This window comes from Achromobacter anxifer (genome assembly GCF_903652925.1).
Lineage (GTDB): Bacteria > Pseudomonadota > Gammaproteobacteria > Burkholderiales > Burkholderiaceae_B > Achromobacter > Achromobacter anxifer.
Genome location: NZ_CAHLAR010000001.1, coordinates 907,459 through 926,902, shown reverse-complemented (window position 1 = coordinate 926,902; position 19,444 = coordinate 907,459). Strand labels below are relative to the sequence as shown.

The following is a 19,444-nucleotide window of genomic DNA, read 5'->3' as shown; positions in this document are numbered from 1 at the left end:
CGCCCGTCAGGCGGCCTTCAGTTCCGGCGAGCTCCAGCCGTATTTCTTGTCCAGCTCCAGCTCCTTGACCACGCGCAGCCCCTTCTGCAGCGCCTCGCCTTCCAGCCCGCGCAAAGGCTTGCGCAGATCGCCAGCCGGCAGGCCCACCGCCTTCATCAGGGACTTGATGGCCACCGGGTTGATCGCCGAGTACGAGTAGTGCAGCAACTGCAGATTGCGCAGGTAGGCTTCGCGGAAGCTGGTGCTGACCTCGGGCGAGGTCCAGGGCTTGGAGATCAGCGCCATCTCCGCCGGCGCGATGTTGCCCGTCATGTTGGCCGTGCCGTGGCCGCCCAGGCTCATGGTCGGCACGACCAGGCCCAGGTTGGGCGAATCGCAGCACATCACGGAAACGTCGGGCGCGCCGCGCAGCACCTGCGCCACCTGGCCCACCCGCGTGGTGGACTCCTTGTGGACCACGTAGTTCGGATGCTTGAAAATGCGCAGCAGCTGGTCCCAGTGCAGATCGCTCTTGACGCGCGGCGGGTTGTTGTAGATCCCCAGGGGCAGATCGGTGGCATCGGCCACTTCGAGGAAATAGCTCTCGATGTCTGCCTCGGACGCGCAGATATAGGCCGGCGCGGCCAGGATGGCGCCGTCCGCGCCGTTCTCGCGGGCAAAGCGCAGATAGTCCTTGGTCGTCTCGGTGTTGTTGCCGGTGCAGCCATAGAACATCTTCATCTTGCCCGTCTTCATCTTCGCGGTGCGGGCGATGATGTCGTAGCGCTCCTGCTGCGAAAGCATGGACACTTCGCCCGTGGACCCCATGATGAGCACGGCGCTGGTGCCGTTGTCCTCATGAAACTTGAGCAGCTCGCGGAAAGCCTCGAAGTCGGCGCTGCCATCCTTGTTGAAGGGCGTGATCAGGGCCACGAAAGAACCAGTGATTTTCATCTTGCTCATGCTTGTTCCCTTGACGGTCATGTTGAGTGAGTGTTGTGGAATGCTCAGGTCATACGGCGGCGCGCTCGGCGCCTTGAAGCGCGGACTCCCGGGCGGCCATGGCCTCCAGGCCCGCGCGCAGATCGGCGATAAGGTCTTCCGGGTCTTCCAGGCCCACGTGCAGGCGCACCGCCTTGCCGCTATACGGCCAGCGCGGCCCATGGTGCTTTCCCGGCGTGAACGGAATGGCCAGGCTTTCATACCCGCCCCACGACACCCCGATCCCGAAATGCTGCAAGGCGTCGACGAAGGCGGTCACCGACTCGTCGCCGCTTGCGCGCAGCACCAGCGTGAACAGGCCGCTTGCGCCCTTGAAATCGCGCTTCCAGAGCGCGTGGCCGGGATGCGACGGCAAGGCGGGATGCACCACCGCCTCGACCTCCGGCCGCCCCTCCAGCCACTGCGCGACGCGCAGCCCGGACTCCCAGTGCCGCTGCAAGCGCACGCCCATGGTGCGCAGACCGCGCAGCGCCAGGTAGATATCGTCGGGCCCGGCGATCTGGCCCATGTATTGCGTGGTCTTCTTGACCTGGGTCCAGGTCGCTTCATTGCACGTCACCACCCCCAGCATCGCGTCGGAGTGACCCACGATGTACTTCGTCGCGGCGTGGATAGACACGTCGACGCCGTGCTCGAAAGGCTTGAAGAACAGCGGCGTCGCCCAGGTGTTGTCCATGACGACGAACGCCCCGCGGGCATGCGCCACCGCCGCGATGGCTGGAATGTCCTGGATCTCCAGCGTTTCCGAGCCCGGCGATTCGACGTACACCACGCGCGTGTTGGCGCGCATCAGCGATTCGATTTCCCGGCCGCAGGCGGGATCGTAGACCTCCACTTCGACGCCGAGGCGGCTCAGCACCTGATCCAGGAACGAGCGCGTCGGCGAATACGCGCTGTATGTCACCAGCACGTGGTCGCCAGCCGAAAGCAATGCGGTCAGCGTCGTGACGATGGCGGCCAGGCCCGAAGGAAACGCGAGCGAGCGGTGGCCGCCTTCCAATGCGGCGATGGCCTCCTCGAACGCATGGGCGGTGGCCGTTCCATAGCGACCGTACGTGGTCGCTCCAGGTTCTTCGGCGGCGCGCGCGCGCTTCATCTCTTCCCATTCAGCCATGGAGCCCGCGAGGATGGTGGAGGCCCTGCAGATGGGCGTATTCACCAAGCCGCCAAACCGTTCCGGGTGCCTTCCGGCGCTGACCAATTGGGTATCTTGCTTCATGACTTTCTATCTCCAAGAATGGGCGGTCTGAACACGGTCAATCGCCGCTGATGTTCTGGAGTAGTCTAGGAGCGCGCCTGGAGAAAACTTTTCGATTCTGGCAAGCCGGATATCCGAAAAAGAGAAAATTTATCTCCGCGCGTCCCAGGCATTTTTTCAGTGCAGACATGGCTCAAAGGTAGTCGAGCGGCAGCGCCGTGGTGTACTTGATCTCTTCCATGGCGAAGCTCGAACTGACGTCGAACAGCTCGGCCACCTGGATGAGTTTCTTGTAGACGAGGTCGAATCCCGCGATGTCCGGCGCCACCACCTTGAGCAGATAGTCGGTGTCGCCGCTCAATCGATAGAACTCCACCACCTCGGGCATGTCCTTCACGCCCAGCGAGAATTTCTTCAGCCACTGCAAATCGTGGCAGCCCGTCTTTATCGACACGAACACCGTGACGCCGAGTCCCGCCTTGCAGCTGTCCAGCAGACACACCTGGCGCCGGATCAGGCCCGACTCCAGCATGTGTTGAATGCGCTTCCAGCACGCCGTCGGCGAGAGATGCACCTGTTCGGCGATGTCGTTGTTCGACAGGCGTGCGTCCTTCTGAAGCAATTCAAGAATGCTGCGATCTTTCTTGTCCATAGCGCTGAGCTGCCACCTGCTGCCTGACCTTGCACCTAACTTTTGGCTGACACTCATTTTATGTACGGAATACGGTCGCAACGATACAATTCATAGGCTTAAACTTATAACCATATTTATAAGTAGGCCCTGGACTGGAGGACGCCATGCAAGAGGTCAATCTCACTCTCACGCAGACCTTTTTCCTTGCGGCGCAGGAAGGCACCTATTCGGCGGCCGCCCGGCGCCTGAATATTTCCTACCAGTCCGTGGCCAATCACATCCGGCGCCTGGAGCAGCGCGTCGGCGAAAAGCTGGTCGTCGCGAAACGCGGCGCCAAGTCCATCTCCCTGACGCCGCGCGGCACCAGTCTTTACCGGCTGCTGGAACCCGAATTCGATGCCATGCTGGCGCGGCTCGGCAGCATGATCGACAAAGAGCGCCCGGTCATTCGCATCGGCATGCCGCAGGCAATCTTTTTCTATCTGCTTGCGCCGGTGCTGACGGCATTCCGGCAACTGCACCCCAATGTTGAAATCGTGGGCTACGAGCGTGATGTCTCGCTGCCGGAGCTGATCTACAGCGGCACGCTGGACGTCTGCCTGAGCGAACGCTACTTCGGCAACACCGTCATGTCGCAACGGGTGATCTGCCACTACCAGCCGGCGCTGGTATGCCCTGCCGGCTGGCCCTTGCCCGCCAACGAAGCCGCAGTGCCCAAATGGGCTCTCGGGCGGCCGCTCATCACCTACGAGCCCGGACAGATGCTGCGCAACATGGCGCTGGAATACCTCTCGGTAGACAACGAACAGCCCAGGGTCGTGGTCTCGACCTCCACCAGCGCAAGCGCCAAGCGATGCGTGGATGAAGGCCTGGGCTTCGCCTTGCTGCCCGCCTGGTGCATCGAGGAAACCGACGACCGCATCCAGTGCGCAGCGTTGACCAATACCCCGAAGATTCCCATCTACTTTGGCGAAGCGGCGTACCTGCGCTCGAATCCCTACGTCCAGTCGCTGTACAAGCTATGCCTGGAAGTGCTGGCGAAATCCGTCGAAGAGCGGGGCAACCGTTGCAAACCCCTCAAGGCCCGCAAGCCGGCCGCAAGCCGAAAGCGCGCCGCGTCCTGAGCAAGCCATCTCCCCGCCTGATCCCAAGGCGGGCGGCCAGGCGACCGAATCGGACATGCAACAGGTGAATGTTCTTTCCTGTTCTCGCGAGTGACGCCGGCAAAAGGAAATAAATTTCTCTCCTGGGTCTCTTACGCTTGCAGGATTCCTCATAGAGAAAACAAAACCATGAAGATCCTCGTCCTGGGCGCCGGCGTGGTCGGAATCTCCACTGCCTACTACCTGGCCCGCGAGGGCCACGACGTCGAGGTCGTGGAACGCCATCCTGGCGCGGCCATGGAGACCAGCTTCGGCAATGCGGGCGGACTGTGCCCCAGTTTCGCCGCCCCCTGGGCCGCGCCCGGCATGCCGGTCAAAGTGTTGAAGATGGCATTGAAGGCCGACGCCCCCGTGCGCTTTTCGCTCTGGCCCGAACCGGCGCGGCTGCGCTGGACGCGCCAGTGGCTCAAGCAGTGCAACGCGGCGCAATTCCGCGTCAACAAGCTGCGCATGCAGCGCGTCGCCCACTACAGCCTGGCCTGCCTGCGGGAACTGATGGGAGAGACCGGCGTCGCGTTCGACTTTCACGCGGGCGGCGTCCTGCAGCTGTTCCAGACCAAGGCGGAATGCCGCTACGGCGACATCGCCGCCAGCGCCCTGAAGGAGTTCGGCATTGCCCACAGCGTCCTGGACGGACGGGGCGCGATGGCGGTGGAGCCTGCCTTGCGCGACGCCGCGATCAATATCGAAGGCGCGCTGCACCTGCCGGCCGACGCATCGGGCGACAGCCATGTCTTCTGCCAGACAATGACTGCCTGGCTCGCGAATGCTGGCGTACGCTTCCGTTTCGGAACCGAGGTCAGGCGCCTGTTGCGGGAAGGCGGCCGGGTGGTAGGCGCGGAGACCTCCGCAGGCATTCTGAAGGCCGACGCCACCGTGGTGGCCCTGGGAAATCAGGCTCCGGCGCTGGTCGCTGCGCTGGGCATCAGGCTGCCCGTGTACCCGCTAAAGGGGTTTTCCATCACGATGCCGGTGACCGATGGCGAGCACGCGCCCAACATGTCGGTGATGGACGAACACAACAAGGTCATGGTCTCCCGGCTGGGAAACAGAATCCGCGCCGCCGGCATGGCCGAGCTGGTCGGCCATGACCTGTCGCTGAAACCCAGGCAGAAGGCGGTGTTGGTCCGCGCCGTGCGGAACATGTTCCCCAACGGCATCGACTATGAAAAGGCCACCTTCTGGGCCGGCCTGCGCCCCATGACGCCGGACGGGCCTCCGATACTTGGGGCTTCGGGTTGGGACGGGCTGTTTCTGAACAGCGGGCACGGCTCCAACGGCTGGACACAGGCTTGCGGCACATCGCGCGTGGTCGCGGATATCGTGTGCGGACGCAAGCCGGAGATCGATCTGGAAGGGTTGACCGTCGATCGTTTCGGGAACTGAGGCGTTACTCCGGACTTTCAAACATCGGCACCTTGAGCGTCGACTTCGCGACATTCATGGCCACCACCGTCCGGAACTTCTTGACGTTCCCCGCGGCGAAGAACAGCTCCCGCGTAAGCCGCTCGTATTCCGTCATGTCCTTGCAGTTCATGATCAGCAGAAAATCGAAGTCGCCCGTGACGTAATAGACCTGTTGCACCTGGGGGCACCGGACGAATCGATTGGTGACCTCGTCCAGCAGGTCCAGGCGTTCGTTTTCGATTTTCACTTCCACCATCAGCGTGATCGGCCGGCCGACCAGTTGCGGGTCCACCACGCTGACGCTGGCGCGGATGACCTTGTTTGCCTCCAGGGCTGCGATACGGCGGTTGACGGCGGAAGCGGAGAGATTCACGGAGTCCGCCAGCTCGCGCTGCGAAAGCCGGTTGTCTTCCTGCAGCAGTTCCAGGATCTTTCGATCGTAGGCATCGAGTGAGATAGCCATAGTCCTCAATAGCAATAGGCTGCCCGAACAGGTCTTGGTGCCGGCATCCGGATCGCCAGTGAAGCATCCGGATCCCTGGATCCTGGCCATCGCCGTGGCGGGCACGAACGACGACTGCCAGCGGCAGGCATGACCGCTGGCAGTAGTTTATTGCGTCAGGACGCGAACTATTCCCGAAGAATTCCGGTTTTCCGGTACAAAATTGCGCGCCCACTTCCCCCATGGCCCATGGGGAATGGCGAGGACACTCGATGTAGTCCTGCCGACAAGGCGTGCCGCGAATGGACTCCTGCTCAGCCCAACACGGCTTCCGGCGACCGGCCCACGATCCGCTGATATTGCTCGGGGTCGGTGGCGCCTTCGGTGTTGATGACGAATATGCGTGAAGCGTCGTCAATGCCGAGGGAGCGACGCATGTCCGCGTCCTGCGCGGCGACCAGGAACGCGGCCAGGCCCACGCCGCCGCTTTCTCCCGCCACGATGGGACGGTCAGCGCCAATGGGAGCCGCGAGGGTGCGCATGGCATGCACGGCGTCCTGCTCATCGACCGTCATGAATGCATGCGCCGCGCGCGTGAGTATGCGCCAGGCCACCAGGGACGGTTCGTAGCATTCGAGCATGGCCATGATGGTCGGCTCCTGCCCTTCGATCCGCACCCGCTCGCCCTGGCGCGCGCTTTCCAGCAGGCAGGCAGCGCGCTTCGGATCGACCACGATGAATCTGGGTGCCACAGTGCCAGCCGCCGCGTACGCCAGGCTCATGAAAGCCGCCGTGGCCGCCGCGATGCCGCCCACGCCCGCCTGGATGAAGACATGGGTGGGCGCTTGCGGCAATTCCTGCACCGCTTCAAGCAGCAATGTCGTGTAGCCCTGCATCACCAGCGACGGAATGCGTTCGTAGCCCGGCCAGGACGTATCCGATACGATGGTCCAGCCCTTTTCCTGCGCGGTTCGGGTGGCTTCTGCCACCGAATCGTCGTAATTGCCGTCGACGCGGACGATCTCGGCTCCGAACTGGGCGATGGCTTCGATCCTGGCCTGGCTGACGCCGGCATGCACGAAGATGACGGACCGGGCTCCCATGAGCGCCGCGCCTTGCGCTACCGATTTGCCGTGATTGCCGTCGGTGGCGCAGGCCACGACCATGCGCGCCGCCACGGCGCGCACGGCCTCCGATTGCAGCTCGCCGATGGCGACCATGCGGCCCAGCGCATCGGACGCCTGCTCCAACGCCAGCCGTATCACGGCATAGGCGCCGCCCAGGGCCTTGAAGCTTCCCAGGCCGAAGCGCGTGCTCTCGTCCTTGACATGAACAGCCGCGACGCAATGCTTGCGCGCCAGCTCCGGCAGCTCCACCAGGCGCGTCGGCGCGTAGCCCGGCCGTGCCCGGGCGTACTGCAGGGCTTCGTTCACCGCTGACGGCGCAAAGACTTCCCGATCCAGTTCTTCAAACGGTTTGTTGCGGTCGGGATGGGTGTTTAGAAGCAGCATGGGTTTCTCGAATGATGGTTGCGGATTTTTGAACGACTTACATCGGCACGCCAAAAATTCTAGGCCCGCGGGTCCGGGAAAAATGCGCTAGTTCATGTGCTCCTGCGCAAGTTTGTCCCGCGCCTGTTGCCATCGCGCGGCGGGCATTTTCGGGTAAACCCGCAACTTTCAACCTCCTGCATGCCAAAACGGGACGATATTGCGCCCGGCCTCGCAACAACGCATCAATTGCGCGCCGCCCTCTCTCTAGAATTTCGGCTGCCTTGACGGTCCTTGCCGCTGCAAATCTGGCAGGCATGAACCCCGGAAGGCTGCGGCGGATTTGCCGCGACGAGAACAGCAGACTCGATGGAGAGACGTGTGGCAACCTCATTCAGCCCCGATGCGCTATTCAAGGAACTGCGCGCAATCCGCCAGGACATCCATGCAAACCCCGAATTCGGCTTCCAGGAGAGCCGGACCAGCAAGCGCGTAGCCGCCTTGCTGCGAGCCTATGGCATGGACGTCACCGAAGGCGTGGGCGGAACCGGCGTGGTCGGCACGCTCAAATGCGGCAGCAGCGCCAAGGCGATCATCCTGCGCGCCGACATGGACGCGTTGCACATCACCGAGGCGCCGGCCGAGGACCGCCCGCACGTTTCCAGAAACGACGGCTACATGCACGCTTGCGGCCATGACGGCCACACCGCGATGCTGCTGGGCGCGGCGCAATCGCTGGCGCAGAGCCAGGACTTCGACGGCACCATACACTTCGTTTTCCAGCCCGCCGAGGAATGGGGCAAAGGCATGCTGGCCATGCTGGACGACGGCCTGCTGGAACGGTTTCCGGCCAGCGAGGGATATGCGCTGCACAACGCGCCCGGCGTGCCCGTCGGAAGATTCGAGACGCGCGCCGGCGTGTTCAAGTCCGCCGAGGACAACTTCGAGATCAGGGTATCGGGCCGCGGCGTGCATTCGGCCCGCCCGCACCTGGGGCGCGATGCGCTGGTGGCGGCGGCCGGCATCATCGTGGCATTGCAGACCATCGTGTCGCGCGTCGTGCCTCCCGGCGAGTTCGCAATCGTCTCCTGCACCGACATGACGACATCGGGCACCCGCAACGTAAGCACCGGGGAAGTCGTCATCAGCGGCGACTGCCGCTCGTTCAAGCCCGAGACCAGCGCCCTGATCGAGGCGGAAATGCGGCGCGTCGCCGAGCATGTGGCGGCCGGCTACGGCTGCACCTCGGAGGTCGACTACAGCCGCGTCTTCATCCCTACGATCAATGACGCGCAGATCACCGCCGCGGTCGACCAGATCATCAAGGCCCGGTTCGGCGCCGACGCCATGGACTCGGCCGCCGCGCCCAGCAACGGCTCCGAGGACTTTGCCCAGCTGCTCAGGCGCATTCCCGGCTGCTACGTCAATCTCGGCAACGGCCAGAGCGCCGCCCTGCACAACCCCGCATACGACTTCAACGACGACGCGATTCCCTATGGCGTGGGATTCTTTGTTGCCATCGCTCGCGCGCGTCTCCCCAAAGCCTGACTCAGGAGCGAAAAGTGAAAAAAAGCCTTACCGCCATTCTTGCCGCCACGGCAGCGTTTACGGCATCGGCAGCGACCGCCGGCACCCTGGAAGACGTGAAAGCGCGGGGACATCTGCTTTGCAGCTCCACCACCGGGTCTCCCGGGTTCTCCATGCCCGACGACTCGGGCAAACGCCACGGCCTGGAAGTCGACGTGTGCCGCGCCATCGCGGCGGCCGTCTTCGGCGACTCGGAGCGCTACAAGATCGTCGTCCTCAATCCGACCCAGCGCTTCACCGCGTTGCAGTCTGGCGAAGTCGACGTGCTGTTCAACACCACGACCTGGACGCTGTCGCGCGAAGGCGCGGGCGCGCTGTACGCAGGCATTACCTACTACGACGGCCAGGGCGTGCTGGTCAAGAAGAACACCATCTCCCAGGCCAAGGAGCTGGACGGCGGAGCCATCTGCACCAACCAGGGGTCCACGACCGAACTCAACCTGGTCGATTTCTTCCGGGCAAACAAGGTGAAGAACGAGGTGATCACCTTCGCCACCGTGCAGGAAGCCGCCAACGCCTATGAATCCGGCCGTTGCGATGCCTGGAGCGCCGACGCCGGCATCCTGGCGGCGCTGCGCAGCAAGATGAAGGCCCCCGATGAACACGTGATCCTGGCCGACCGGCTGTCGAAGGAACCGCTGGGCGCTGCGGTGCGCAAGGGCGATGACGCATGGTTCAGCGTGGTCCGCTGGTCCATCTTCGCCTTGCAGGCGGCAGAGGAATTCGGCCTGACCTCGAAGAACATCGCGGAGACCGCCAAGACCACGACGAATCCGGAGATCCTGCGCTTCGTGGGCAAGGAAGGCACCCTAGGAAAGGTGCTTGGACTGAACCCGGACTGGGCCTACCAGGTCGTGGCCCAGGTCGGCTCCTATGCGGAACTGTTCGACCGGAACCTCGGCGCGGCAAGCCCGCTCAAGCTGGAGCGCGGGATCAACGCCTCGTGGCAGAACGGCGGGCTGTTCTACACCCCGCCTTTCCGCTGAGGCCTGGCAAACGGATTCGTGACCCATGCAAGACTCCACCCTCGCTCCCAAGCTCCGGGACGGCCGGCCCGTCCGGCCGCTGCTGTCCTGGATCCATGACCGCAAAGTCAGAGGGATGCTGCTGCAAGTGCTGCTGGCGGCGCTCCTTCTATGGCTGGGCTATGCCGGCGTGTCCAATGCGGTCGCCAATCTGAAGGCTGCGAACATCGCATCCGGCTTCGGCTTTCTGGGCAACACCGCAGGCTTCGACATCAACCAGTCGCTGATACCGTACAGCGGCGCGTCCTCGACGTATGCCGACGCCTTCGTGGTCGGGCTATTGAACACGCTGCTGGTCGCGGTGACCGGCATCGTCCTGGCGACGGCCATCGGCTTCGTCATAGGCATCGCCAGGCTGTCGTCCAACGTCGTGGTCTCCGCGGCTGCCAGCCTGTATGTGGAAACGCTCAGGAACCTGCCGCTGCTGCTGCAGATTTTCTTCTGGTATTCCGCGGTGCTGGTAACGCTGCCGGCCGCCAAGGAGTCGCTGAATCTTGCGGACTGGGTGTTCCTGAACAATCGCGGCCTGTATCTGCCGATGATCAAGCTCGCCGGCCCGGCCTGGCCGATCTGGCTGGCGCTGGCGCTGGCGGCGCTGGGCTGCATCCTGGTGCGCCGCTGGGCATCGCGCGAGCGCCTGCGCGGCGGACGCGCCTACCCGGCGCGGGCCATGGGATGGGCAGCTTTCATCCTGATCCTGGCCGGCGGCATCTGGGCTGCCGGCCCCGAGGCGTCCGCCGACTTGCCCAGGTTCCGGGGGTTCGGCCTGTCCGGCGGCCTCCGGGTCTATCCCGAAATGGTGGCCCTGGTGGTCGCGCTGTCCACGTACACGGCCGCATTCATTGCGGAGATCGTGCGCGCGGGAGTGAGCGCGGTGGGCTCGGGACAGCGTGAAGCGGCCATCGCCCTCGGGCTGTCGGCCAAGCAGACGCAGTCGCTGGTGATCACGCCTCAGGCCTTGCGGGTCATCATTCCGCCGCTTACCAGCCAGTTCCTCAATCTGACGAAGAATTCGTCGCTGGCGGTGGCCATCGCCTATCCGGACCTGGTGCAGGTCTTCATGGGCACCGTGCTGAACCAGACCGGCCGCGCGGTGGAGATCGTCAGCATCACGATGGCGGTCTATCTCGCGATCAGCCTGGTCACGTCAGTCTTCATGGGCATATACAACCGGCGCGTACGGTTGATTGAACGATAGTGGTGGCGCTATGGATAATTCAACGCTGAAGAACGCGGCGTTCGTGCAGGAACGCGCCTTGCCGGGACGCCTCCCTCCGCACCGGGCCGGAACGGTGTACGCCTGGCTAAGGCAGCACGTCTTCGAATCCCCCAAGACCTTCGCGCTCACCCTGGTTTGCGCGGCAATTCTCTACCGGGTTCTGCGCGGGCTGCTGGACTTCCTGGTGCTGGACGCGACCTGGTCCGGCGGCTCCGTCCAGGCCTGCCAGGCGTCCATTGCCAACGGACGCTACGGCGCATGCTGGCCCTTCATCAATGCCAAGCTCGGCTACTTCGTGTTCGGCGGCTACCCGCCGCAGGAAAGGTGGCGCGTCCTGCTGTTCTTCGCGCTCGCCGCGGTCGGGATGGTGTGGCTGCTGTCCAGGCGCATTCCCGCCAAGCGCATTGGGGCCGTCTATTTCTTCGCCGTCCTGCCCGTGGTCTCGTATTGCCTGCTGGCCGGGGCCGAAACCCTGGGCCTGGCGCAGGTCTCCACCGACCTGTGGGGCGGTGTCCTCGTGACCCTGGTGGTGTCGCTGGTGGGCATCGTGTTCTCCCTGCCCATCGGGATCGCGCTGGCGCTGGGACGCAGATCGGAACTGCCCTTCGTCAAGCTGGTCTGCACCCTCGCCATCGAACTGGGCCGGGGCGTGCCGCTGATCACCGTGCTCTTCATGTTCAACACCATGCTGCCGCTGTTCCTGCCTGAAGGGCTGCGCCCGGATCGGCTATTGCGGCCGCTGGTCGGGGTCACGCTGTTCGCGTCGGCCTACATGGCCGAGGTGGTGCGGGGCGGCCTGCAGGCCCTGCCCAAGGGCCAATTCGAGGGCGCGCAATCGCTCGGGCTCGGCTACTGGCAGACCACCTTTCTCATCGTGCTGCCACAAGCCTTGCGCATCGTCGTTCCCGGCATCGTCAATACCTTCATCGGCCTGTTCAAGGACACGACCCTGGTCGCCATGGTCGGCATCCTGGATCTGCTCAAGGTGGTGGAAGTGGCGATCAACGACCCAGCCTGGGCGACGCCGGTCACGCGCTACACCGGCTACGCGTTCCTCGCGTTCTTTTACTGCGCGTGTTGCTATTCGATGTCGCGCTATTCACGTTCCGTAGAGCGGGCCCTGGCGCGCTCGGAAAAGAGGTAGAAAACATGGACCTACGCAAGCTGTTTACCAAGGACCGGCCATCCGCCATCGACTTCGAGCGCCACCCCGCTGTGGAAATGCGCAAGGTGTCGAAGTGGTACGGCAACTTCCATGTGCTGCGCGACGTGGATCTCACAGTTGCCAAGGGCGAGAAGATCGTCGTGTGCGGGCCGTCCGGCTCCGGCAAATCGACCATGATCCGCTGCATCAACCAGCTTGAACGCCACCAGGAAGGCGAGATCCGGATCGGCGGATCCGAGGCGGACGACAACCTCGAACGCTTGAACGAGATACGCATGGAAGTCGGCATGGTGTTCCAGCACTTCAACCTGTTCCCTCACCTTACCGTGCTGGAAAACTGCATGCTGGCGCCCATGTGGGTAAAGAGGAAGTCCCAGGCCGAGGCGAAAGACGTCGCGATGCACTATCTGTCGCGCGTCCGCATCCCCGATCAGGCCGGCAAGTATCCGGGGCAGTTGTCGGGCGGACAGCAACAGCGGGTCGCCATCGCCCGCTCCTTGTGCATGGCGCCGAAGATCATGCTGTTCGACGAGCCGACCTCCGCGCTCGATCCCGAGATGGTCAAGGAAGTGCTGGACACCATGACATCCCTGGCGCAGGACGGCATGACCATGCTGTGCGTCACTCATGAAATGGGTTTCGCCCGCAAGGTCGCGGATCGCGTTGTGTTCATGGATGCGGGGCAGATCGTGGAGATCAATACGCCCGAGGAATTCTTCACGCGGCCGCAGCACGAACGGGCTATCGCCTTCCTGCAGCAGATCGTGCATTGAGCTTCGACGCGCCTGCGCCTGAATCCGCCGGACGCGGCGCCTGGCCCGGCGTTGCAAATCGAAGCCTCCTGCCCCGCCCTGCTGGCCTATGCTGGTCTGTCCGGCCCGTTGCGGCCGCCATTCCGAGGAGCACGGCATGTTGGACCATATCGAAATTCACGTGAGCGACTTCAAGCGCAGCCGGACGTTCTACCTGAGCGCGCTCGCGGCCGTGGGATGCGTTCCCCGCAAGGAGCTGGCCACCGGCGTGGGCTTCGGGTCAAGCGAACCCGATGACGCCGGCGACCCGGGCAGCGAATTCTGGATCCACCAGGGCACGCCCAGCACGCCGCGCGTGCATGTGGCGTTTCGCGCCCGCAGCCGCGCCGAGGTCGACGCCTTCCACCGCGCGGCGCTGGCAGCCGGCGGCCGCGACAACGGCGGCCCGGGGCTGCGCCCGCAGTATCACGCGAACTACTATGGCGCCTTCGTCCTGGACCCCGACGGCTACAACGTCGAAGCGGTGTGCCATCGCGCTGCCTGATTGACCGTAAAAGAATTGTCAGTAAAAAAGTGGCAGACTGACGCCTTTCCCATTCACAGCCTGAAGGGCTTCACTCCATGATCCGTCATCTGGTCTTTGCGGCATCGCTGACCATGGCAGGCAGCGCTGTCGCCGCCCCTTCCTTCAACTGCGCCAAGGCCGCCACGCCAGTGGAAAAGGCCATATGCGCCAACCCGGGGCTGGCCAGCCAGGATGCGGCCATCGCGCAGCAATACAAGGACCTGCGCAGCAAACTCGACACTGACGCGGCCAAATCGCTGACCGACGATCAAAAGTACTTCCTGAGCGTTCGCGACCAGGTCTATGCCGAACCCTACCAGGGCAGCACGCCGGCCAAGGAGATCGGCCAGGGCATGCGCTACCGCCTGGATTTCCTGAAGTCCATCAATCCGCAGCCGCCTGCCGGCTTCGTCGGCAGGTGGAAGAACGTCGAAGGCGAAATCGAGATCACTCAAGCCGCCGATGGCCAACTATCCGTGGCAGCCAACTCGGCCCAGCCCTACAACGGCCGCTGGGTCTGCGATATGAGCGGCAAGGCGGTTGTCTCCGGCGACAGCCTGCAGGTCACCTACCAGGACGGTCCGCCATGGATCCTCTCGCTGACGCGCCGGGGCGCCGTACTGGTGGCCCGCGAAGTGCCGCCCGCCGGCGTGAAGGGGGACGGCTTCGGCCCGCCCTTCTGCGGCATGAACGGCAGCCTGCAGGGCGACTGGTTCGCGGTGCGCTGAGCGGAAGCTCAGCCCGGATAGAACTGGTACAGGGCGTAGGCGAGGAATCCCGCTCCGAGCGCGAGATGGATGGGGATTCCCTGCCGGCCTTGCAGAATCGTCGCGGGTTGCCTGGCGCGCACGAGGCAGGCCAGCAGGCCCGAATGCGCCAGCAGAAGGCCCACGGGCCATATCGCCAAATAAAGCAGAACACCAAGGGGATCAGGGCCGTACCCGTCGCCAGCGCGCGGCGCCTCATAGGCCGCAACGCCGAACGTCCAGGCGGCGAGCGCCAATACGCTCAAGACGAAGCTGATCCGGTAATAGAGAAACAAAGCGGCGGCACCTTGCTGAGTAGAAGAGGTGTCAGACTGAGTAGAAGAGGTGTCAGACTGCGATTTTTCAGCGTCTGGACAGCCGGATTGTAGTTGGACCAATTTCTCGCCCGCAACGCGACAACCAGCTCCCTCGGGGACGAGGAAGCAGATCTCGGCCAATCGGCTGAAACCGAAAATCTTCACCGGCGAGCGCGACAAAGCCTCACAATATCTTGCGCGGTTCCTATCCCCGATATAGGAGTGCTGACATGAAAAGTCACTTCGCAATGGTATTGGCGCTGTTGGCTGGCGTGCTGTGCATGGCTAATGGCACGGCACAACCTGCATTTCCAGGCACCTTCAAGAACCAGACCGTCACCATGGCGGACGGCGCACGCATTTTCGTGCGCTCCGCGGGGACCGGCCCCGCCGTGGTGCTCATCCACGGGTTCGGCGACACGGGCGACATGTGGGCGCCGCTCGCGAAGGAGCTCGCCAAGTCGCACCTGGTGATCGTGCCGGACCTGCGCGGCATGGGTAAATCGTCCAAGCCCGCCAGTGGCTACGACAAGAAGTCGCAAGCTGCCGACATACGCGCGGTCGTGACAGCGTTGAAGCAAGACAAGACCGCCGTCGTCGGCCATGACATCGGCACGATGGTGGCCTATGCCTATGCGGCGAGCTACCCCGACAAGGTCGACAAGCTCGTGGTGATGGACGCGCCCGTGCCCGGCATCGCACCGTGGAACGAGATCATTCTGTGGCCGGCGCTATGGCACTTCAACGCCGGCGGCCCCGATTTTGAACGGCTTGTCGCCGGCAGGGAGCGCATCTATCTCGACCGTTTCTGGAACGAATTCGCGGGCACGCCTTCGAAAATCGACGAGGCCACACGACGCCACTACGCCAAACTCTATTCCCAGCCGGGCGCGATGCGCGCGGCCTTCGCGCAGTTCAACACCATCGCCAAGAACGATGTCGCCGACAACATCGCATTCTCCAAGACCAAGCTTGCCATGCCCGTCCTCGCCATCGGCGGAGAGAAGTCCTTCGGCGACAACATGGCGGTCGTCATGCGCAATGCCGCGACCAATGTGCGCGGAGAAGTCGTGCCGGGGGCCGGGCACTGGTTGATGGAAGAGAGCCCCAAGGCTACGGTCGGGTTGATCGAAGAGTTCCTGGCTGCTGCGCGGTAGCCTGTAATCTCGGATCAGGATTCGCAGACCCAGTCCGCAGGCTGGTCGTCCGCCGCAAAGCGCACGGACGGCCAATAGCCTTCCATGAACCAGGTCGCGTCGCGCGGCGCCAGATGCAGCACATAGCCCCTGTCGCTCGCGACGATCAGGTCCGATGGCGTGAAGTTCTCCAGGAACGTCGCGGGGGGATCTTCGGGGTCACCGCTGTCGCGCCCCGCGTCCCAGAGGAAACGCAGCGCCGCGTCGCGGTGCATGGCCAGGGCATGAGCGATCGAGCGGGCCCGCGCCAGCAAGGGCGCCGCTGCCTGTGGATCCGCTGCAAGCAGCACCACCCGCAGCCGGCCGCCGTCGGCGGTTGCACAGTCCAGCCAGGTTTCCCGGGCCGGCATGTCGTCGTGGGTGCAGAGCTGCATGGGGGTATGCATCAAGCCAGCAGCGCCGCCGCGCCACGGCCCGCCATCATGTCTTCGAACAGGGCTCCCAGGCCCGCGGCGACCTCGCTGGTCTCCTCGAATTCCGGTTCGATGCCATGCACGATGCGGCCCGATTCACGGTCTATCGCCAGAAACTCGTAGGCGTCGGCCACGCTCATGTAGATCGGGATGTGGCGTTGCCAGAAGTCCAGGACCGCTTGCCGGCCGGCGTCGTCCAGCGCCGCTTCCAGGCTGATGTCGCGCAGGGCGTGCCAGGGGAAGGCGCTGTCTGTGGCGCCGGCATGATCCGCCGCGCTGAGGAACCAGCGCGTCTGGTCCGCGTTGTGCAATTCGGTGAAGGTCGCCAGGAAAGCGCCATAGCCGGGCGCGTCGTCCGGCCACGCGGTCTCCGGCGTCATGCCGGGCGCGCTCCGCAACACAGTCCAGCCGTGGGCGGCAAGATGATCCAAGATGCGTTGCAGCTGCGGAGTCATGTGGGCCTCCTCGAAGGGACGATGAAAGTGTAGTGCGGTCGTGAGGGACGTGGCGCGGCGGGCTATCGGCGCTGCCGCGCCTCGGCCCGACGCCGGCCGCCGTGCATGATCGCCATACCCGAGATCGCGAGGGCGGCGCCGATGAACAGGTTGGCGGGCGTGGCTTCGCCCAGCCAGAGGCTGGAGAACAGCACGCCGAAGACGGGCACCAGCGTGATGTAGCCCGAGGCCGCGCCGGCGCCCAGCGCTTTCACGCCTTCGAAGTACCAGGCGTACGCGACCGCGGTGGCTCCGAAGGCCAAGGCCAGCAGGCTGCCCCAGGCGCTGGCCGGGGCCTGTCCCAGCTTCTGCCAGGCAGGGAGGCCTTCCACGATCAGGCTGGTGAGCAGCAACATCAGCGCGCCGATCACGGTGGTGACCGTGGTGGTGGTCAGCGCATCCACGCCCCTGAGCACCAGCCGGCCGATCAGGGTGTAGGCCACCCAGCAGGCCACGCAGCCGAGCAGCAGCAATTCGCCGAGGCCCACGCCGAGGCCCGAAGCGGCCTGCGATCCGCCGCCGATGGCAATATAGGCGCCGATGGCCGACAGAACCATGCCGACCAGGATGGCGCCATTGAGGTGTTCGCGAAACAGGATCGCCGCCAGTAGCAGGGTCGCGCCCGGGTTCAGCGTCACCACGATCGCGGCCTTGCCGGCCGGCACCAGCTGCAGGCTCAGCATGAAGAAGCTGGCGTAGCCGAAGACGCCCGCCAGCGCGGCGGCGGCCAGGCCGAGCCATTGATTGCGCGTCAGGGACCTAAGGCCCCGCAGCGCCGAAGCGCGATGCATCCACAGGACCAGCACCACACTGGCAAACAGGAATCGCAGGCTGGCCGCGGCCAGCGGGGCCATGGTCTGGGTGACGACCTTGCCCCAGGACCACGACGCGCCCCAGAGCGCCGCCATGCCGACCAGGCGCAAGTGCGTGGCCATCAATGTGTTTTTCATGTGTGTTTCAAAGGTAAGCCGCGATAGTCGCGCAAGGCACGCTCATAGCATCATGACCGGCTGGTCTTCGATCTGGAAGGACAAGGGGCTGGGCCCCATGATGCCCTTCGCGTCCAGATACTCGAACGCGACGCGCTGGCCCGGCGTGGCGACCTCGCCGAAGTGCTCGACCCGATGCATCACGCCCCCGATGCGATAGTTTTGGACCAGCGTGGAAACGTTTGAATTGGTGGTGCGCACCCGGTAGGTCACGGCCTCCTCGACCACGCCGCGCACCCCGCGCTTGTAGCGGGCGCGCTTCAGCCGGGGGCTGCGCATGCCCAGCACGAGTCCCATGAGGGCCAGGAATGCGGCCAGCAGGATCAGGGGCCCCAGGAACAGGCTGCCGACCAGCGGCACCAGGGCGACCATATAGAAGAACTTGCGCAAGCTCAGCTCCTCCTTGCGCACGGCGTCGCGGTCGGCATCGCTGATTTCCTCGACCGAATTCCAGACCTCCGCGCTCATCGGGTATTCGGCCCGCAACAGCGCGGGCGGCCCGTCGGGCTGCAGCGTCAGCAGATGCAGGCGCACGGGCAGGTCCGTCAGCGCCATGGCCGTCAGCGGTCGGAAGCCGTCCCGGGTGTCTCTGTTGATCTCGTTCCAGAACGGCAGGGCCACGTCCACGCGCTGCTCGCCGAAGACGTAGCTGATGCCGCGGCCTTCGGCCAGACCGAAGCCGGTCAGGTGGCCGGAAACGATCTGCTTGGACACGCGCCCCTTCAACACCCGGTTGAAACGGCGCCAGGCTTGCGGCACACGCAGCAACTTTCGCCCAAGAAAGACCGCGAAGGCGGCCATCCCCATCGTGCACGCCACGATCACCACGCCGTCGCCGCCACGGAGCAAGCTGCGGTCGTACACGATCACAACCACCAACAGGACCACGCTGCTCACCAGCAGCAGGAACATCAGGCCGGCGAACACGACCGTCAGCGATCTGCCGCCGCGGCTGCGGCGCAGCAGCTGGAGGTCCTCGTCGGACAGCGGTTCTTCCGTGACTTGCAGGGTTGCGCTCATGCTCGTACCGCCATCTCCATCATCATGCCGTGCCGCGATGATAACTGCCCTCGGGTGCCTTATCCCGGCAGCTTGCCCTTCTTGCGCGTCGCGCGTTCAGCCAAGCGCTGCGCCATGTCCTGCTGGCGCTGCATCAGTTCGGCGATCTGTTCGGCGTAGAGGTCGGTGAGGTCGCCGCCCAGCGTCTCAGGGTCGGTCAGGTCATCGATCACCACGACCGTCCCCGCCTGATCCAGGCCCCAGATCCGGCTGCCATCGCCGACGATCTTCATCACGGGCAGGATGCCGGGCAAGCCGGCCTCGGCGAGCTGGCGCTGCTGCGCCGAGATGCTGGCCCATTCGGGCAACTCGGGCGCGTCGATGCCCAGCAGCACCAGGCCGCGCCAGAAGGTCCAGGCGGGACCGACCTCGAACTCCTTCGCATGCGGCCAAGCTTCCTCGCGCGCCATCACGCACAGGCCGTTGGTGCGTTGGCAGAAGGCCGCAAACGCCGCCGGCAGCGGAAAGCCGACAGCGGCCTCCAAGGCGGCGATCGCTTGCGCGTCGGGCGCGGGCGCGGCCACCACCTCGAAATGATCGCCGTCCACGGGATCCAGGATTTCCCAAATACGTGCGTGAAACTGTTCGGCGGTCATGGTCAT

At 64.5% G+C, this 19,444-nt stretch carries 21 protein-coding genes; 10 read left to right on the top strand and 11 right to left on the bottom strand.

Annotated features, from left to right (window positions below; genetic code table 11):
• Positions 1-6: 6 nt before the first annotated feature.
• From HWY37_RS04210 to HWY37_RS04200, 3 genes are all read right to left on the bottom strand, one after another.
• The gene (locus tag HWY37_RS04210; RefSeq protein WP_175207667.1) at positions 7-942 is read right to left on the bottom strand and encodes a 4-hydroxy-tetrahydrodipicolinate synthase family protein; all 936 of its coding nucleotides are present in this window, start codon (positions 940-942) and stop codon (positions 7-9) included.
• Positions 943-991: 49 nt separating this feature from the next.
• Positions 992-2,200: a cystathionine beta-lyase gene (gene metC, locus HWY37_RS04205; RefSeq protein WP_175207668.1), complete on the bottom strand. Its 1,209-nt coding sequence runs from the start codon at positions 2,198-2,200 to the stop codon at positions 992-994.
• A 172-nt stretch (positions 2,201-2,372) separates the two neighbouring features.
• Positions 2,373-2,831, bottom strand: coding sequence for an Lrp/AsnC family transcriptional regulator (locus HWY37_RS04200; protein ID WP_175207669.1), 459 nt, complete (start codon positions 2,829-2,831; stop codon positions 2,373-2,375).
• 146 nt (positions 2,832-2,977) lie between these two features.
• Here HWY37_RS04200 and HWY37_RS04195 point away from each other — a divergent pair, with 146 nt between their 5' ends.
• Entirely contained in the window at positions 2,978-3,937 is a 960-nt protein-coding gene (locus HWY37_RS04195) for a LysR family transcriptional regulator (RefSeq protein ID WP_176087928.1), read from the top strand.
• Positions 3,938-4,105: 168 nt separating this feature from the next.
• A complete protein-coding gene (locus HWY37_RS04190) occupies positions 4,106-5,362 on the top strand; it encodes a D-amino acid dehydrogenase (RefSeq protein WP_175207671.1) in 1,257 nt (418 codons plus the stop codon).
• Positions 5,363-5,366: 4 nt separating this feature from the next.
• Here HWY37_RS04190 and HWY37_RS04185 read toward each other — a convergent pair whose 3' ends face one another.
• Both HWY37_RS04185 and HWY37_RS04180 read right to left on the bottom strand, forming a co-directional pair.
• The gene (locus HWY37_RS04185; protein ID WP_175207672.1) at positions 5,367-5,846 is read right to left on the bottom strand and encodes an Lrp/AsnC family transcriptional regulator; all 480 of its coding nucleotides are present in this window, start codon (positions 5,844-5,846) and stop codon (positions 5,367-5,369) included.
• A 293-nt stretch (positions 5,847-6,139) separates the two neighbouring features.
• Entirely contained in the window at positions 6,140-7,336 is a 1,197-nt protein-coding gene (locus HWY37_RS04180; protein WP_176087927.1) for a diaminopropionate ammonia-lyase, read from the bottom strand.
• A gap of 360 nt (positions 7,337-7,696) precedes the next feature.
• On the opposite strand from HWY37_RS04180, the gene HWY37_RS04175 reads away from it, so the two are divergent.
• The 7 genes from HWY37_RS04175 to HWY37_RS04145 all read left to right on the top strand — a co-directional run bounded on the left by HWY37_RS04175 (position 7,697) and on the right by HWY37_RS04145 (position 14,356).
• Positions 7,697-8,863, top strand: a complete 1,167-nt coding sequence (locus HWY37_RS04175; RefSeq protein WP_176087926.1) for a M20 aminoacylase family protein — start codon at positions 7,697-7,699, stop codon at positions 8,861-8,863.
• A gap of 14 nt (positions 8,864-8,877) precedes the next feature.
• Positions 8,878-9,888: an amino acid ABC transporter substrate-binding protein gene (locus HWY37_RS04170; protein ID WP_176087925.1), complete on the top strand. Its 1,011-nt coding sequence runs from the start codon at positions 8,878-8,880 to the stop codon at positions 9,886-9,888.
• A gap of 25 nt (positions 9,889-9,913) precedes the next feature.
• Complete coding sequence (locus tag HWY37_RS04165; protein WP_176087924.1) at positions 9,914-11,125, top strand: amino acid ABC transporter permease; 1,212 nt, start codon at positions 9,914-9,916, stop codon at positions 11,123-11,125.
• A 10-nt stretch (positions 11,126-11,135) separates the two neighbouring features.
• Positions 11,136-12,290 carry an amino acid ABC transporter permease gene (locus tag HWY37_RS04160; protein WP_175207677.1) on the top strand — a complete coding sequence of 385 codons (1,155 nt, stop codon included), beginning with the start codon at positions 11,136-11,138 and terminating at the stop codon, positions 12,288-12,290.
• Positions 12,291-12,367: 77 nt separating this feature from the next.
• Positions 12,368-13,084, top strand: coding sequence for an amino acid ABC transporter ATP-binding protein (locus HWY37_RS04155; RefSeq protein WP_175207723.1), 717 nt, complete (start codon positions 12,368-12,370; stop codon positions 13,082-13,084).
• A 136-nt stretch (positions 13,085-13,220) separates the two neighbouring features.
• Positions 13,221-13,607: a VOC family protein gene (locus HWY37_RS04150; RefSeq protein WP_176087923.1), complete on the top strand. Its 387-nt coding sequence runs from the start codon at positions 13,221-13,223 to the stop codon at positions 13,605-13,607.
• Between the two features lie 77 nt (positions 13,608-13,684).
• Positions 13,685-14,356 (top strand): lysozyme inhibitor LprI family protein, encoded by a 672-nt coding sequence (locus HWY37_RS04145; RefSeq protein WP_176087922.1) that lies wholly within the window; start codon positions 13,685-13,687, stop codon positions 14,354-14,356.
• A gap of 8 nt (positions 14,357-14,364) precedes the next feature.
• Here the strand turns inward: HWY37_RS04145 and HWY37_RS34605 are convergent, their stop codons facing one another.
• Complete coding sequence (locus HWY37_RS34605) at positions 14,365-14,856, bottom strand: hypothetical protein (protein WP_246302177.1); 492 nt, start codon at positions 14,854-14,856, stop codon at positions 14,365-14,367.
• A gap of 65 nt (positions 14,857-14,921) precedes the next feature.
• On the opposite strand from HWY37_RS34605, the gene HWY37_RS04135 reads away from it, so the two are divergent.
• Entirely contained in the window at positions 14,922-15,848 is a 927-nt protein-coding gene (locus tag HWY37_RS04135) for an alpha/beta fold hydrolase (RefSeq protein WP_176087921.1), read from the top strand.
• Positions 15,849-15,862: 14 nt separating this feature from the next.
• Here HWY37_RS04135 and HWY37_RS04130 read toward each other — a convergent pair whose 3' ends face one another.
• From HWY37_RS04130 to HWY37_RS04110, 5 genes are all read right to left on the bottom strand, one after another.
• Complete coding sequence (locus tag HWY37_RS04130) at positions 15,863-16,261, bottom strand: hypothetical protein (RefSeq protein WP_175207681.1); 399 nt, start codon at positions 16,259-16,261, stop codon at positions 15,863-15,865.
• Between the two features lie 11 nt (positions 16,262-16,272).
• A complete protein-coding gene (locus HWY37_RS04125) occupies positions 16,273-16,755 on the bottom strand; it encodes a hypothetical protein (protein WP_176087920.1) in 483 nt (160 codons plus the stop codon).
• Between the two features lie 62 nt (positions 16,756-16,817).
• Complete coding sequence (locus HWY37_RS04120; RefSeq protein ID WP_246302176.1) at positions 16,818-17,744, bottom strand: DMT family transporter; 927 nt, start codon at positions 17,742-17,744, stop codon at positions 16,818-16,820.
• A gap of 42 nt (positions 17,745-17,786) precedes the next feature.
• Entirely contained in the window at positions 17,787-18,803 is a 1,017-nt protein-coding gene (locus tag HWY37_RS04115) for a hypothetical protein (protein WP_176087919.1), read from the bottom strand.
• Between the two features lie 59 nt (positions 18,804-18,862).
• Positions 18,863-19,444: an SMI1/KNR4 family protein gene (locus HWY37_RS04110; RefSeq protein WP_175207684.1), complete on the bottom strand. Its 582-nt coding sequence runs from the start codon at positions 19,442-19,444 to the stop codon at positions 18,863-18,865.